The organism is Mesorhizobium sp. WSM3224 (genome assembly GCF_000427725.1).
In the GTDB taxonomy this organism is placed as follows: domain Bacteria; phylum Pseudomonadota; class Alphaproteobacteria; order Rhizobiales; family Rhizobiaceae; genus Mesorhizobium.
Map to the genome: position 1 here is coordinate 1 of NZ_ATYO01000053.1, position 14,459 is coordinate 14,459.

Annotated in this window: 11 protein-coding genes; 8 read left to right on the plus strand and 3 right to left on the minus strand. The window is 61.6% G+C overall.

The genetic code is table 11. The annotated features are described in order from the left end of the window. The first annotated feature begins 145 nt into the window (after positions 1-145). Positions 146-1,570: an ISNCY family transposase gene (locus YU3_RS0133365; RefSeq protein WP_027168525.1), complete on the plus strand. Its 1,425-nt coding sequence runs from the start codon at positions 146-148 to the stop codon at positions 1,568-1,570. Between the two features lie 20 nt (positions 1,571-1,590). On the opposite strand, the gene YU3_RS0133370 is transcribed toward YU3_RS0133365, so the two are convergent. The 3 genes from YU3_RS0133370 to YU3_RS0133395 all read right to left on the minus strand — a co-directional run bounded on the left by YU3_RS0133370 (position 1,591) and on the right by YU3_RS0133395 (position 8,142). Next, positions 1,591-1,935: a hypothetical protein gene (locus YU3_RS0133370; RefSeq protein ID WP_036259349.1), complete on the minus strand. Its 345-nt coding sequence runs from the start codon at positions 1,933-1,935 to the stop codon at positions 1,591-1,593. Positions 1,936-2,985: 1,050 nt separating this feature from the next. Beyond that, the gene (locus YU3_RS0133385) at positions 2,986-4,059 is read right to left on the minus strand and encodes a dienelactone hydrolase family protein (RefSeq protein WP_027170228.1); all 1,074 of its coding nucleotides are present in this window, start codon (positions 4,057-4,059) and stop codon (positions 2,986-2,988) included. 690 nt (positions 4,060-4,749) lie between these two features. Then, entirely contained in the window at positions 4,750-8,142 is a 3,393-nt protein-coding gene (locus tag YU3_RS0133395) for an AAA family ATPase (RefSeq protein WP_027170230.1), read from the minus strand. Between the two features lie 248 nt (positions 8,143-8,390). Here YU3_RS0133395 and YU3_RS38915 point away from each other — a divergent pair, with 248 nt between their 5' ends. The 7 genes from YU3_RS38915 to YU3_RS0133430 all read left to right on the plus strand — a co-directional run bounded on the left by YU3_RS38915 (position 8,391) and on the right by YU3_RS0133430 (position 14,430). Continuing rightward, positions 8,391-8,912 carry a conjugal transfer protein TraD gene (locus tag YU3_RS38915; protein WP_051334202.1) on the plus strand — a complete coding sequence of 174 codons (522 nt, stop codon included), beginning with the start codon at positions 8,391-8,393 and terminating at the stop codon, positions 8,910-8,912. A gap of 21 nt (positions 8,913-8,933) precedes the next feature. Then, entirely contained in the window at positions 8,934-10,979 is a 2,046-nt protein-coding gene (locus YU3_RS0133405) for a type IV secretory system conjugative DNA transfer family protein (protein ID WP_027170231.1), read from the plus strand. 11 nt (positions 10,980-10,990) lie between these two features. After that, positions 10,991-12,073: an AAA family ATPase gene (locus YU3_RS0133410; RefSeq protein ID WP_027170232.1), complete on the plus strand. Its 1,083-nt coding sequence runs from the start codon at positions 10,991-10,993 to the stop codon at positions 12,071-12,073. Next, positions 12,070-12,477, plus strand: coding sequence for a hypothetical protein (locus tag YU3_RS0133415; RefSeq protein WP_027170233.1), 408 nt, complete (start codon positions 12,070-12,072; stop codon positions 12,475-12,477). The genes YU3_RS0133410 and YU3_RS0133415 overlap by 4 nt, the downstream gene beginning before the upstream one ends. Next, positions 12,474-13,265: a hypothetical protein gene (locus tag YU3_RS0133420; protein ID WP_027170234.1), complete on the plus strand. Its 792-nt coding sequence runs from the start codon at positions 12,474-12,476 to the stop codon at positions 13,263-13,265. Before YU3_RS0133415 ends, YU3_RS0133420 begins: the two co-directional genes overlap by 4 nt. Before the next feature lie 300 nt (positions 13,266-13,565). Next, on the plus strand, positions 13,566-13,880 hold the full coding sequence (locus tag YU3_RS0133425; RefSeq protein ID WP_084508471.1) for a hypothetical protein: 315 nt from the start codon (positions 13,566-13,568) through the stop codon (positions 13,878-13,880). 118 nt (positions 13,881-13,998) lie between these two features. Then, positions 13,999-14,430 carry a type II toxin-antitoxin system VapC family toxin gene (locus tag YU3_RS0133430; protein WP_245273730.1) on the plus strand — a complete coding sequence of 144 codons (432 nt, stop codon included), beginning with the start codon at positions 13,999-14,001 and terminating at the stop codon, positions 14,428-14,430. Positions 14,431-14,459 lie beyond the last annotated feature (29 nt).

Genomic DNA, 14,459 nt, shown 5'->3' on the forward strand with positions numbered 1-14,459 from the left:
TGTAGCAGCCATTTAGTAATGCGACAGTTGCCCCAGTTAGAGATGCGACACTTCCTGCTTCCGAGACTGGTCAACATGAAGCTGGAAAGGAAGGCTGGCGACTTCACAGAGCCTGGCGTGAGACCAGGCCCATTGCGGAGCCGTCATGCCTTTGGTCACCTTGTCGCAAAAAGAGCTGCATCGTCTCGAAGCCATCCAGAAGATCCGCGACCGACGGCTGAGCGTCGTCCAGGCGGCTGAGCTCCTTCATCTCAGCCGCAGTCAGGTTCACCGGCTGTTGCAGGCCTATGGCCAGGACGGCGCCGGCGGCCTGGCCTCGAAGAAGCGCGGCCGACCGAGCAATCGCCGCCATGATGAGAACTTCCGCAACACCGCATTGGATCTGGTGCGCGATCGCTACCGGGACTTCGGCCCGACGCTTGCCCGCGAGAAGCTGCTTGAGTGGCACCAGATCGCCGTCAGCACCGAGACGCTACGCAAATGGATGACGGAAGCCGGCATCTGGACATCGCGCCGGGAGCGCAAGAAGCAGCTTCACCAGCCACGGGGCCGGCGCGACTGCCTCGGCGAGTTGGTGCAGATCGATGGCTCGCACCATTGGTGGTTCGAGAACCGCGGTCCCAAATGCGCCCTGCTCGTCTACATCGATGACGCGACCGGCAAGCTGCTGCATCTGCGCTTTGCCGGTTCCGAGAACACGTTCGACTATCTGATCGCCACGAAGGCGTATTTGCAGGAATGGGGCAAACCGATCTCCTTCTACAGCGACAAACATGGCGTCTTCCGCACGACGCATGGTTCGGAGAAGGATCGAACGACTGGCCTGACGCAGTTCGGCCGTGCGCTGTACGAACTGAACATCGACATCATTTGCGCCAACAGCCCGCAGGCCAAGGGCCGCGTCGAGCGCGCCAACCAGACGCTGCAAGACCGGCTTGTGAAGGAGCTGCGCCTGCGCGGAATCAGCACGATCGAGGCGGCCAATGCCTATGCGGCGGAGTTCGCCGCCGACTTCAATCTCCGCTTCGGCAAGCAGCCGCGCAATCCGAAGGACATGCACCGTCCCCTCGCCGAGCATGAGAATCTGGACAGCGCCATGTGTCGCAAGGAGTTCCGCACGCTGTCGCAAGCCTTGACGCTGCGCTATGACAAGGTGCTGTTCATCCTCGATCCGAGCGCCTTTGCGAAGAGCCTGGCCGGCAAGAAGGTGGTGGTCTGCGATTATCCCGACGGCCGGCTTGAGATCATGGATGGCAGCACGTCCCTTCCCTACAGGACATTTGACAAGCTGCGCTCGGTTCACAGATCGGAGATTGTCGAGAACAAGCGCCTAGACGAAGCGCTTGCAATGGTGGCCGAGATGCAGGCTGGCCGCGATCTTCAGCGCAGCCAGCACGGGCCGCGCCGCACCGGCCAGGCGAACCACATGTTCGGCATTCCCGACGGCAGCCAGGGCAACGGTTATGTGAAGCGCGGCCGCAAGCCCGGCAAGAGGACGGATTTCATGAACGATCCCGCCGTCATCGCACGGCGTGAACAGGCGCTGGCAAGGCTGGAAGCTGCGGAATGAGATTTGCGCCAGAAGGGTGGCTAACGGACTTTCGGACGATGTCCTTTCTGGCCGCTGTTATACCAGACAAGGCGGGCTGGCGGTTCGCCGCTGACGGTTTGCAGGGTTGCCCCGCTCTCACGCAGCTTCCTCCGGAAGCGCGAACCGTTCCGGGCTCCCCAAACGGCGAGATAAGCCTCTTCGGTCGCTTCATCGCGGTAGTAAGCCGAGCCTCCAAAGGCAGCTTCAAGCCCCTGCTCGCCTTTCATTCCGCCACCGCCAAATACCGAGACGACGAGATCAATTGGCGCAGCGGTCACGACCGTCTCGCTCTTGGCGAATTGACGAGCACGGAAAACGTGTATCGGAATGGGCTGGGTCACCATCGCAAGCTGCCATGGCAGGCCGAATGTCCGCAAGGGGCCGGACCCCATTCATGTCGTTGACAGGCTCTCAAAGCTAAAGCCGGGGAGCTTGGCTTAACCGCCCCCGATCGGGCTGCGCAACCCCCACCAGCTGACGCCCGATCGGGCGCTTGCGTCGGTGCCAGGCGGCACGTCACTGTCGCATCTCTAACTTGCCGGCGATGTCGCGTCTCTAAATCGCTTTGACATCACCAGAGAAAAGTCAATATCTTTCAATATCCCCAAGGTTTAATCGCGCTTATGCTCAGTCATATCGGCGCTTACCGAAGAGGACGCCAACTAGATTGCTGCAGCAACGGCAACTGGAACTTCTGTTCGACAGATGTATTACCGATTTCAAGTTGACACACAAGCGTTTAGCGGTAAACAGCCCCGCCAGTGCGCGTTCTTCGCCGCCGCTCGGCGCGCGCCGTCTCCAGCGCAGAACTACCGATCGCTTGCTTAAGCCTCTCCGTAGCCAGAATGGACCGCTGTTCGGCCTTTGGCCGGTACGCCTCTTTCCGTTCGCGCTCCGGCTCGAGTTCGTAGACTCCGGGCAAGGGTCGCAAGTGGGCCGGCTTGGTCTTCACACACACCATCGCTGCGCCCAGCCGCTGCCGGGCCTTTCGATGAGTTCGTCGCGCATCGGGGCACATGCGGCGCCATCGTGGCCTTGATGGCTGGGCTGCTTCTCTACAACGTCATGCGCGAAGACCGGCTGAAATGATAACTGGGCGCCAAATGGCCGTTTTGCGTCGAGATCAGCGGATGGCCCGGCTGGATCGGGTTTGTCCGGACAAGAATTGCTTCGGCCGTTGCCTGCCGGCGCGTTCGCGGTGTCGCGCGTGCGCGAAACCTTTCCGAAGACCGCGTTCGTGCCCTGAGATGCCGAAGCTGGCAGCCGCGTCGCTTTTCTAGCGCCGGAGAATCCGTCGCCAGCTGCTCCGTGGGGGAACAGCCGGCTGCCTTCATAGTAGGGACTGCGCGGGCCTATTGGTCGTAGAGGAAAGTTCGTCGAATCCTCATTATTGCTCAAATTTCGCTAAAGTCGTAGCGAAACCCACGAATATCCCAGAGCTCCGCTAAGGTCGGAGTTTCTTTCAAAAATCGCAGCACCTTCCTGGCTGCGATTATGTTGTAAGGGAAAATCCCAACAGACGAATGTCCACAATTGAGACGCAGGACCTCTGGCGAACGATTGCATTTCGTCAATGTCTCTAGCACGCGATCCGTAGCTTCTGGACGTGCGATCGTATCGTTCTTGCCAAGCACGAACATCATATCCAGGTGAGGACGTGTGAGACCCCACGTATGCATCTCTAGGTTAATTCGACTCCAAGCGGTTCTCAACTCTTCGAGTGACATGACCGATTCAATACGACCACGTAATGCCTTCATGGTCTCCGCAGTCCAGACAAGATCAGCAGGGCTCATTGGCGGTACCATGAGAACCGCTTTATCAACCTTGTCCTCCTTGCTAGCGATCAGGCCAGCAACCGTGCCACCTAAGCACATGCCCACAACGGAGATTTTATAATACCCCTTACTATAAAGCCAACGAACAATCTTACGGCCATCCAATACCGCCTGTCTCATCGACCGGATGGTACGTCCCAAATTCGCATTAAAAAAATTTTCCTCGGAATAGTCGCCGGAACCACGGCCAAAGTGATATGGAAGGGTAGCCTCAATAACTGTTATGCCTCGTGCAGCAAAGAACTTAGAGAACGCTGAGTAACGATGACGCGCGTACCAATGATGAAACACAACAAGTGCATGACCTTTCGAGCCGCTGTCGGTAACTAGGCATTCAAACGTATTGTTCTCTTCATCTGCAGTTGTGATATCAGATTGAAAAGTAACACTACTTTCTTCTTCTCTTAACGGCTCCGGGGGCAAAATCGGGGAGAAAAACAGCTCTCCCTCGGAAATCTCCCTGAGCGCCAATTCACCACCGCTAGCATATTCTTTCCCTGCCTCGTTAACTGCGAACGCCAAAGAGGTGTCATAAGCAAACCCTATGGACCTGTGGCCGATACGCTTCTGGCGTTGTAGTGATCTCAAGATGTGGTTGCGATCATGACGGCGCGCTAGATAACGAAACATATTTCTCTCCTTTCCTTGCAGGTTGGAAACAGAATTTCATCATGAGATCAAGCTGAAGTCCACTGCCGTACAATCCTTCCCTCTACCGTAAGCCCGGCAGATCGCCGGCATTGCCCGGTGTGTGATCGGCCATTTTCCATGATCTTCATCCACTCGACAAAGGCGCTGCTGGACATATCTCCACGCTTTCGAGCGGCCGGTAGAGGGTCGCGCGATGCACCTTCAGGAGGTGGGCCACTTCTACCACCGGCTTCTTTTCCTCGTTGATGAGACGCGGCGACACGTGAGCTCGTCGGCGAGGCCGCAGTGGGCGTGAATGTCGACTTATTTCGCCATTTCCGCGGCGTGTCCGTCGTTGAATTGGCTGCCCTAAGTAGAGCAGAAATCGTCGGCGTCCACGTCACCGATGTCCCGGACTTGCCGAAAGCCGAATTGGGCGACGGAGATCGCATGCTGCCAGGCGACGGAGTTATCCCCCCTCGCGGAATATTGGAAAGCCATTCTGTCGACCGGCTATGAAGGCTACTGGACCCTCGAACTGCTGTACAACGAACTCTGGAAAAAGCCGCCGGTCGATGTTCATGTGGCGCGGATCGGGTTGGCTACAATGCGCAGGTTCGCCGGACTCGCGTAGGCCTGCCGTCATGGCGAAGCTTTGGACAGCCGGGTGCAGCCGGAAAGGAGCGCTGGTCACGGCTTCAGCCTGGCCCCTTCCGTTTGCCGTGCGGACAGACGTTCAGTTCCGGCCTGTCGCGCATGTTCGCGTTCGCCCTCGCGCGCTGTCGCGTACAGCTTGCCGGCAACCTCCAGCGCACTTTGTTGCGCCTTCGGAACGGAAGCAAGCTCGAGGGCGGCGCCATCGGCTGAGGCGCGTAGCATTGCGCGCGCTCCATCCTCTCCCAACCTTGTTTCCACGGCTCGTCTGAAATCCTGAACTTCGCGATTCATGTCCTTGTCCGCTTCGATCTTTCGCCAGGCTTCGGCTTTGGCGTTGTCGTCCTTCGCCGACGCAACCGCGTCGAGGGCTGCTTTTGCCCGATCCGATACATCGGGCACCATGGTTGCATCAGCCTTCATCTGACGCTCGACATCCGCCCGATAGCTCTGTGCCGCGCGGCTTTCGGCCTCGGCCGCCCGCAAAATGTTCGGCCCGATCGCCGCAGCTGCGCTCATTGCCGTCTCACGTTCTTGACGCGCCTTAGCTCCGGCAAAAAATCCTTCGCGACCGCGCAGCTCGCCTAGCTGGGTCGGATCGGAAGACACACGGCGGGCGGCGCTCGTAGGGCCGTCATTGGCGATGATTGCCTCGAGACGATCAGCGGCCGCCTTGGTATTTCGGTAAGCCGTCTGGATATAGATTGTTCGATCGGCACGCTCGCGCCGCACATCGGCGTTACCGGCGATCGCCGACGCGATGCTGTTGTCATCGAGACCGCGCCCAAGACTGTCGCGCCGGATGCCATCCGCGCCCATCCCGTCGAAAGCCGGAATGAGAATACCGGTTCTGGTCTCCAACGCGGCGCCGGCGGAAACATCATTCCCGCTTGTCGCTCGCGCTTTCCGGGCTTCGTCCTTCGCCGGGCGGCGTTCTTTCCCCTTCGGCCTCGAAGCGCCGTCTCCCGCAGATTCGGACAGCTCGATTGATCCCCCCTTCGGGCGCAGCGCCGAAGCATCTTCCCGTTGAGCAGCAGCATCGTCATCTCCTGAAGCGGGTCCAACTCCGCCGTGCTCCCCTCGGCGCAGATTTTCCCTTGCCCTCTCCGTCCTCGCCAGCGTCTGCGCTGCCGCCGAATCCTCTCTTACCGGCATCTGTTCCTTCTCGATCCTCCGCGCCTCATTCCTGCGCTGTTGTGGCGTCAACTCGTCGAGCGTGGCGTAGGCGAGTGAGGCGGACTTGATCTCGTTGCGACCGATCTGCCGCGCAAGCTGCCGCAGATCCCGTGCCGTCTCGGTCGCGACGAAAATCTTCGCGCTTTCACGTTGCCGGGTCAGCGCCACATAGCTTGAGGCAGCCCTCCAGTGGTGCGTATGCATCAAGTAGGTGTGGTCAAGCGTCTTGCCCTGACCCTTGTAGATGGTGCCGGCGTAGCCATGCCGGAAACCGTTGAACTCTGACGCATACCACTCGACACGCCGCCCTTCCCGACCGGCCGCCGCGTCGAGCGTGACGCTGATCCGGCCAAAGTTGCGGTCAATGCGGGTGATGACGCCGGCATTGCCGTTATAGATGCCAGCGCCCTTCAGCGTATCAGTGAACTGCACGCGATCGCCGACCGCGAACGCCGCCACGCCATGCTTGGTGGTGAACAAAAAATCTTCGCCGAGTTCGCCGCGCTCACGACGGACTTCTCGCAAATCCGCATTGAGCGAACCGACATCCTTGTTTGTGTAGGCGAACACGAACCGCGAGGCCGCGGGATCGGTCGATGAGTCTTTCGCCCACTGCGCGACCAGCTTTTCACGCAACTCGTCCTGCTTCGATGTCCAGATGACGGACTTGTTGCGAGCGAAAGCGCGCAGCGCGTCTTCGAAGCGCCCGTCGGACAAATCGCGCGCCGCCTCCCTCTGCCAGTCGACCCTCTGGCGCGTCACCTCGTTGATTTCGGCCGAGCCGTGCTCCTTCTTCAGTTCGGTGAACAGCCCGCCGCGCTCGATCGAGCCGAGCTGCCGATCATCGCCGGCCAGCACAATTTTGGCGCCCGACAGCCGCGCTTCGCGCAACACCTCGCCGGTCACCTTGGCGTCCATCATCGCCGCCTCGTCGATGACAACCAGCGTACGACGGTCCCATTGAACACGGCCATTCTTCAGCCGGAACAGTTCGGCATGAATGGTCGATGAGCGCGCAAACCCGTCCTCCTTCATCGTCTGCGCCACGGCGTTTGTCGGCGCCAGGCCGACAACCCGATAACCCGCCGCCTCATGCGCCTCGCGAATGGAGCCAAGCGCAAAGCTCTTTCCTGTACCGGCCCGCCCCTCGATTATTTTCAGCCCGCCAGACCCAGTCGCATGATCGAAGGCGGCAAGCTGATCCGCACGCAGTTCCCGCGTTGCCGCCACGCGCTGCCTGACACCCTCTCCCACATCCCGATGCCGCCCCTCCCCGACGCGCCGCCCATCACCAAGCGCCTCCCGCTCCTGATCGCGCACCGCCCGCGTCGTCCAGCGGCCCGCGCTCTCGCCAGTCTCCCGGTCATGCAGCGCCAGCACATCATCACGCCCGAGCACCTTGCCCTTCACCTCCGCGCGTTCGCCCTCATCGCGGATGTGCTTTTTCAGATGCCGGTCGAGATCGAATTCGGAAAAGCTCGCCTGGTTGCGCGTGAGCACAGCCAGCACATGTTCCGGATCGCGCGCGGCTTCTTCGTTCGCCCGCCTGATATGCTCGGCCCGCACATTGGCCTCTGCATCCGGCACCCGCATTCTGAGCGGACCGATATGGTCCTGCGGCACCGCGCTCGTGGCATCGACGCGGATCGAAAGGCCTTGCTCGGCAAAGTACCGGTTCTGGTGATCGCGCCACAGCACACCCCAGGCTTCACCCTCCGCCACGATCGCGCGCCCCCCTCCCCGCTTGATGACGGGGTCGAGATCCCGCGCCTTCTTGGCAGAAAACCCGTCCTCCCCAAGCCGCCGCGTCGTGATCAACAAATGCGCATGATAATTGGCCCGCTCGCCCTCGCTTTCCGCCCCATGCGGCGCATGGACGTCGAGCTGCACCGCCAGCCCCTTCGAGACAAAGTGCTCCAACGCGAATGACCGCGCCAGTTCGACGCGGTCGTCATGATCAAGCTCTTGATTGGCCGGCAGCGCCAGAACGAGCTCACGCGCCAGCTGCGCGTCCTTGCGCTTTTCCATAGCCTCGGCCGCGTTCCACAGCGCATCGCTCGACGCCAGCTCTGACCGCGCGCCATCCGGCAAAAGCACCTCGTGATGGTCCGGCGCCTCGCGGTGCTTGAAGTAAAACACCTCGCCGGTGCGCTGCGCTTTGATCGCCTCGCGGCCGTTATAGGCGGCGGAGCGGACCGCACTGCCGCCGTCCGAGCGGGAAATGTAGCGGGCGCGGGCGAAAGCGATGGCCATTGCCGCAGGATGCCATCACTCCCACATCGGCGCAAGCAAGCATTCGAAGAATGCATATTGCGTCTGCACAAATACCGTCGCCGCGTGTAGCCAAGGCAGTGGCAGGCTGGCAGAATCCAGTGACCGCGGACCCGCAGGCCGCACTAGTTGCAGCCCGGCTGCGCATACAAAAGAGGGTTGAAGAGCCTCGCTTCGACTGGCAAAATCCCGTCGGGCTTGGCGACGGATAAAACACGGAGCTTGTCGTCATGGCCCGCACCTCGCTTGCCGAACGCATGAGCCGCCTGGAGCAGCAGCGGGCCAAGCTCGCCGAGCAGGAAGCCAGGCTCAAGGCGGACGAACGCAAGCAGCGTACCCGCCGCCTCGTCGAAGCCGGAACCCTCATCGAACGGGCCGGATTGATCGATCTTGAGGAAGCCGCCCTCTATGGCGGGCTGCTGTCGCTCGCCGAGAGCGTGCGCGACAAAGCGAAACTCGCCGACTGGACCAAGGCCGGCAAAGCCGCGCTCGATCAGGACACCGTCGGCAAGGACGCAACAAACGAACCGTTGACCGTCATCTTCCCCGCTCCGCTGCCGACCCCGTTCGCGACCCGCCTGCGTGGCGCCGGCCTGCGCTGGAACAAAGTCATGCAGCACTGGGAAGGCCTGGCGGATCACGATGTCGTCGCAGCCCTTGCCGCGGAGCAGGGCGGCAGCGTGCGGCGCGTTCATTCCACGGCAGAGTCCGATCGGGAGCGGGATCGCGGCCGCAAATCCGACCGGTCATAGCGCTGACGCGGGGGGCCAGAAATGTTCGGGCGGCTGTCCTACGATCTCGTCAAGACGCTGTTCAAGGCAGCCGTCGCAATCCTGCCGCTCGTCATATGGTACCCTGCCTGGCGCTATGCCCATGAGCTGTGGGCCGAGTTGCTGATCGGCTGGTATCTGGGCGGCCTGTCAGTCTCCTCGATCCCCTACCGCTTCGCCTATTCCGCATGGCCGTCGATCGCGCTCATCGGTCCTGCCGCGACCATGAGCGCCGCGCTGCTTTTGCGCCGAACCGGATTGGCGCTGCCGTTGACGGCGATCGCCGGCGTGCTTGGTATGGCCGCCGCCACACTACTCACAGCCTGGCCAGAGGCGACACGGCTGATTGCACTCCGACCGGCTTATTCATGGTTCACCATTTTGAACACGGCGGACATGTCCGTCCTCTACGCTACCGTTGTCGGCTTTCTCGCCATCATGGCGGGCAGCAGGATGCTGATGGGCAAATCACTGCGCGCCCGCGACGTTAAGCCGGTCGAACGCGCATCGTCCGACATCTTTGGCCATGCCGACTGGATGGCGATCGCCGAGGGGCTAAACCTGTTCGGCGGTTCGGCGAAGTCGACAGCCAACCCACTCGGCGGCGTCGTCATCGGTGAAGCCTACCGCGTCGACCAGGATGCGCCGGCGCGGCGGGGACAACAATTCGATCCGCGCGATCAAAAAACATGGGGCAAGGGCGGCAAGTCGCCGCTGCTCACTTTCGACCTGTCCTGGGGCGGCACCCACGGTCTCGTCTTCGCCGGATCGGGCGCCTACAAGACCGTCTCCGTCTGCGTGCCGACGCTGCTCACCTGGCGCGGCCCGATCGTCACCTTCGATCCTTCCTCCGAACTGGCGCCGATGTTGACCAGCGCGCGCACGGCCATGGGCCGGCGCGCCGTATCGATCGACCCGATGAAGGGAACCGGCGCCTTCAATGCGCTCGACTGGCTGGCAAAAGGCTCTCCCCTCATCGACGGCGACATCCGCTCGGTCGTCGACTGGATCTGCGGCGAGAAACACACCGCCACCCGTGACGCGCCGCACGGCGCCTCCGGCAAGGCCTTCTTCGAGGGCCGTGGCAAGGCAATTGTCGAGGCCCTGCTTTCCGACATCGTGTTCGACAAAAATCTGCCCGATGACAAACGCAACCTCGTCACGCTGGCCGAACGGCTTGCGCTGCCGGAAAAGGCGATGCGGGCCGAGCTTCAGCGCATCCACGAACACTCCTCCTCGCATCGCGGAAAACATCTCGCCGGCCAGCTGATGGGCCTGGTCGCCGAGACGTTCTCCGGCGTCTATGGCAATATGAGCGAGCAGACAGAATGGCTCACCAATCCCGCCTATGCAAAACTGGTGTCGGGCAACAGTTTTCGGACGCGCGATTTCGTTTCCGGCAAGCTCGACCTCTTCATCAACATCCCGATGAAGGTGCTGGAATCGACGCCGGCAGTGGCCCGTGTCGTTGTCGGATCCCTGCTCAACGCCGTCTACGAGGCCGACGGGACTTTACCCGGCGGACGTGTCGTCTTCCTGCTCGATGAGGTCGCACGCCTCGGTTACATGACCTCGCTGGCCCGCGCCCGCGACGCCGGCCGCAAATACGGCATCACGCTCGTCATGATCTATCAGTCCGAAGGCCAGCTCAAGGAGCAGTGGGGCGACGGCGGCAAGAGCGCCTGGTTCGAAAGCGCATCCTGGCGATCCTACGCCGCTATAGGCTCGCTCGAACAGGCGCGCGCTGTCTCCGAAGCGCTCGGCGAACACGGCGTGGTGCTGAGCTCCGAGACAAAAAATCGGGGAAAAAGCGCAAGGCCGCTCGAGATCGGCACCGCCTCCACCGGCGCTTCGGAACAAAAATCCGAACGCGGCCGAAGGCTGGCGACGGTGTCGGAAATCCTCGCCGACGCCAGGGCCGACGAGCAATTCGTCTTCGTCCAGGGCAGAAAACCACTGCGCTGCGGCCGCGCGATCTATTTCCGGCGCCCCGAAATGGTCGCCAAGGTCGAGCGCAACCGTTTCGCGCCGCAAGCCGCGTCGAGTTGAGGCGGCAAGAGATGCAGCGCGTTCTGGTCCCGATCATCCTTGGTCTTGCCGTCCTGATCGTCGTGCTCGCTCTGCTGGAAGCCTATTCCGGCGTCATCCTTGTCGTCGCGATAACCGTGATGGGCTGGCGGCTGGTGCATGCCGACAAATATGGCGTGCCGGTATCGCGGAAATTTTTGCAGGGGAACGCTCGGGGAGACGTCGAAACCAAATCCGCTCTTCCCATCCGGAGGTCAAAACATCGGCCGCTCGATGAGGTGCTGGCCGAACTCGACGCCATGATCGGATGGCGCTCCGTCAAGGCGGAGGTCAGCAAACTGGTCGCGGTGCTGCAGGCCGAGCAGGAACGTCGCCGCCACGGCATCAACGCTGCACCCCCAAGTCTGCATCTGATCTTCCTCGGCAATCCTGGCACCGGGAAAACCACGGCGGCGCGACTCATGGGCGAGATTCTTTTCGCCCTCGGCCTGCTCAGATCCGGCCATGTCGTCGAGGTCGACCGCAGCCAGCTTGTCGCTGGCTATGTCGGCCAGACGGCAATCAAGACTCGAGAGGCGATCGAGGCAGCGCTCGACGGTGTCTTGTTCATTGACGAAGCCTATGCGTTGGCCCCCGAGGGACAAAATAACGATTTTGGCCGCGAGGCGATCGAAACCCTGCTCAAGCTCATGGAGGACCATCGCGACCGGCTTTGCGTCATCGTAGCCGGCTACACTGGCGAAATGCTCCGCTTCCTCGATTCAAATCCCGGCCTGCGATCCCGCTTCACCAGGACAATAATGTTCGAGGACTATTCGGCTGAAGAGCTGGCGGGGATTTTTCGCAACCTCGCCAACCGTGAAGGCTTTGTGCTCGACGCCGCAGCCGAGGACCACGCCAACCTTGCCTGCGTCCGCATGGAAGCGGAGCGTGGAGACGATTTTGGCAATGCCCGCGCAATCCGCACGCTCTGGGAAGGCACGCGCGAGGCGCAGGCCATGCGCCTCGCGACAAAGGGTGTCGGAAATACCGGCCGCGACGCCATTATCACCATCGAGCCACATGACATCGAAACAGCCATGGCGACACACGAGCAGCAGGGGGCAGGTCCATGATCGGCGCAACGCTGCTCGCCTCGATGCGCGCGAAGTTTTCGCGCTGGCTCAAACTTGTTCCCACCCTGTTCAAACACGATCTGCTGTTTCGCTATGCCACGATCGCCGCCGTTCTGGCTTTGATCTTTCTGGCTGTCAGTTTCGGTCAGGATATCGCCGGCCGTCGCGACGGCCCCACGACCGGCGCCGCCCCGGCGACGGCTCCGGATAATTTCCAACAGGGCAATGCGTCTTCGGCCGAAGGGTCGCGGATTTCGGAACCACCCGCGCCCGGATCGTCGTCAGAGCCGGCTCACGACGAGACCCCCGCCGTCGCTCCAGGCCGGCCGCTGCAAGGGATAAAAGTGGCGCCCGCGCCACGTGATAGTTTTGGAACCGTGCCGAAGGAAGGATCATCCCCATGATGCAAAGGAAAAGCATCGGCGCACTGGCGCTCGGCATTGCGATCGCAGCGTTGAGTTTCGTTCAGGGCTCCGGCTTTGCCCTGGCACAAGACAAGCAGGCAGCGACGCAGCAGCAGTTGGACCGCATCGAGCAAAAACTCGATTCGCTGATCGAGCGTCTCGGCACTCCCGGACAGCAGTCGTCAAACCGCAACGATAGCCTCCCCGCCACCGGCAACGATGGCGCCAACAAGCAGGCCTCCGCCGAAGGGGGTGCGCAAGGCTACAAGCGGGGCGCGCTCGCCATCGCCCGCGTTGCGCCGGCCGAGAAGGCAAAACTCTCCGAGATCCCGGCCGACAGTGTCGGCAGCTTTGTCTATAGCGGCGGCGCCATTCCGCTCAGCGAACTGTCCCGCAGCGGTGTGCTCTACACCGGCCTTACTTCTGTCGAACTCCAGGGCTGGCTGAAGGTCACGGAACCCGGACGCACGCAACTCGCTGTCGAATACCGCGCCACCACCGGTTCCAATGTTTTCACCAACCCAGGCTGCATAGCCTCGCTGTGGCTGGAAGATCGCTCGATCGGCTCCCAGCATGGCGAAATCCCGATGCCTGCCAAGGAACAAAAGACCGTCTCCTTCATCTTTGGCGCTGACCTTCAGCCGGGTCTTTACAAGCTTCGCGCCTGGCTGGCCTGCACTGAGCCGCGCGACCTGCGGGTCCTTAATGCTCAGCTCCTCATCAAGACGCCTGCCGACATGAACCTGCGCATGATCGACAGTAGCGAACTGCTGCACCAAGGGTCGTGAAAGCTCCTGGCGAGAACCAGGAAGGACCACAGCTATTGGAGCGGCCATCTCGTCGGCGGCTGCGCCCGCTTCTCGACCTCCCTGGAAAACGCACGCCTTCTCGATCAGACGGAAATCGACACGCGTGCACCAGGATCGGGCTAACCGCGCCAGCGGATAAACACTCGCCCTCGTCCGCCAAGACAGGCAGCCTGCCAGCCCCCTACGCACCACCTGGTCGAGTACGTCCTATCACGGACGGCACATCTTGATTTGTGTGACAATGCGCTCTATCTTGCACACAAGCAGATGGAGTTGAACATGGCGACTGCGCGCGTACTGAAGCGGGGGGAAAGCAAAGTCTCTGCAACCAGGCAATCCGCGAGCCGATCGACGGCGGCCGTGGCGATTGAGGACGCGCGCCGCGCCGGTCTGCTGGATGGCGACAAGACGGAACATCTCTCCTTCCGTGCGCCGAAAGCTTTGGTCGAAGCCGCCAAGCGAGAAAGCGGGATCGATTCCCCGACCGCTCTCGGTATCCTCGCGCTGGCCACACTGGCCCAGCCTGATCCGGTGGCATCCTTCCTCAAGCGCACCTACGGCAAGCTCGGGCCGGGCCACGCGCTTGAGTTCTGACCTGCGCGCCGCGCTGCGGCGCTACAAGCCAGAACGACGCCGCGCCCAGCTGATACCGAGAGCGCAAGACGAACTTGTCGGCGTTGCGGATATAGGCTCAACCGGGCGGCCGACTTTGGTGCCGGACAGCAATATCTATATCATGGCCGCGGCCGGAACCCTGACGGATATGGCGCGGCGGTTGCTCGACCGCTCGCTGCTGTTTCATTGCTCGGTGTGTCTGGGCGAACTCGCCACTGGTGTCGCCAATTACGATCCGGCAAGGCCGGACTGGCATCCGGTCCGGGATCATTACGTCACCCTCTTCGGCAGTATCCCGGACAGCCGCGTGCTCACCCCCGACCATCAGATCTGGATCGATGCCGGCGTCATTGCCGGTACGTTGTCGCGAACCCAGAATTTCCAGAAACATCAACGCAAGGAATGCCTCAATGATGCGCTGATCTATCTCACCGCCGCGCAGGCCGGCCTGCCTCTGCTCACGGCCAACACCATTGACTTCGATCTCATCCAGCAGCTCGCGCCTGGCGGTCAGTTTGTCCATCTTTGACGGCCGCTGCTTGCCGACGAAGCTGACCT

What these genes read in the sequence shown, in the direction of transcription:
- YU3_RS0133365 (WP_027168525.1), top strand. Translation starts at nt 146, where the DNA reads ATGCCTTTGGTCACCTTGTCGCAAAAAGAGCTGCATCGTCTCGAAGCC.
- YU3_RS0133370 (WP_036259349.1), bottom strand. Translation starts at nt 1,935, where the DNA reads ATGGTGACCCAGCCCATTCCGATACACGTTTTCCGTGCTCGTCAATTC.
- YU3_RS0133385 (WP_027170228.1), bottom strand. Translation starts at nt 4,059, where the DNA reads ATGTTTCGTTATCTAGCGCGCCGTCATGATCGCAACCACATCTTGAGA.
- YU3_RS0133395 (WP_027170230.1), bottom strand. Translation starts at nt 8,142, where the DNA reads ATGGCCATCGCTTTCGCCCGCGCCCGCTACATTTCCCGCTCGGACGGC.
- YU3_RS38915 (WP_051334202.1), top strand. Translation starts at nt 8,391, where the DNA reads ATGGCCCGCACCTCGCTTGCCGAACGCATGAGCCGCCTGGAGCAGCAG.
- YU3_RS0133405 (WP_027170231.1), top strand. Translation starts at nt 8,934, where the DNA reads ATGTTCGGGCGGCTGTCCTACGATCTCGTCAAGACGCTGTTCAAGGCA.
- YU3_RS0133410 (WP_027170232.1), top strand. Translation starts at nt 10,991, where the DNA reads ATGCAGCGCGTTCTGGTCCCGATCATCCTTGGTCTTGCCGTCCTGATC.
- YU3_RS0133415 (WP_027170233.1), top strand. Translation starts at nt 12,070, where the DNA reads ATGATCGGCGCAACGCTGCTCGCCTCGATGCGCGCGAAGTTTTCGCGC.
- YU3_RS0133420 (WP_027170234.1), top strand. Translation starts at nt 12,474, where the DNA reads ATGATGCAAAGGAAAAGCATCGGCGCACTGGCGCTCGGCATTGCGATC.
- YU3_RS0133425 (WP_084508471.1), top strand. Translation starts at nt 13,566, where the DNA reads ATGGCGACTGCGCGCGTACTGAAGCGGGGGGAAAGCAAAGTCTCTGCA.